The following is a 340-nucleotide window of genomic DNA, read 5'->3' as shown; positions in this document are numbered from 1 at the left end:
TCGTAGCCGAGCAGGCCCAGCAGGTAGTCGGAGCCGAGGAAGCTTTTCATCCCGGTCAGCGCCGGGTTGGTTTCGATCAGGTAGGCCTGGCCGGGCGGGCTGAAGTGGAACAGACCGTTGCCGCCCTGGGGCAGCTGGAAGCCCGGTAGGCTGATGGGGTTGACCGCTTGCTGGGCGAGGTCCGGCGGCAGCTGCGGGTTGAGCGGGATGGGCGTGCTGACGTTGCTGCCTACGCCGGTGTCGAGGGTCTTGTCGCCCGGGTTGACGTAGCTGTAGTGGTTGCGGATGACGCTGTTGTCGATCAGCTCGCTGGCGTTGATCTCGACGTTGCCGGCGGCCT

1 protein-coding gene is annotated in these 340 nt (G+C 66.2%); it reads right to left on the bottom strand.

Annotated features, from left to right (window positions below; translation table 11 throughout):
• On the bottom strand, window positions 1–340 hold a 340-nt coding region (locus P3W75_RS04165; protein ID WP_276226112.1), incomplete at both ends, for a hypothetical protein.

The sequence above is a fragment of the Pseudomonas citronellolis genome, assembly GCF_029335315.1.
GTDB classification, from domain to species: domain Bacteria; phylum Pseudomonadota; class Gammaproteobacteria; order Pseudomonadales; family Pseudomonadaceae; genus Pseudomonas; species Pseudomonas citronellolis_A.
Note: the sequence above shows the minus strand (reverse complement) of the source record. Positions and strands in the feature narration are given on the sequence as shown.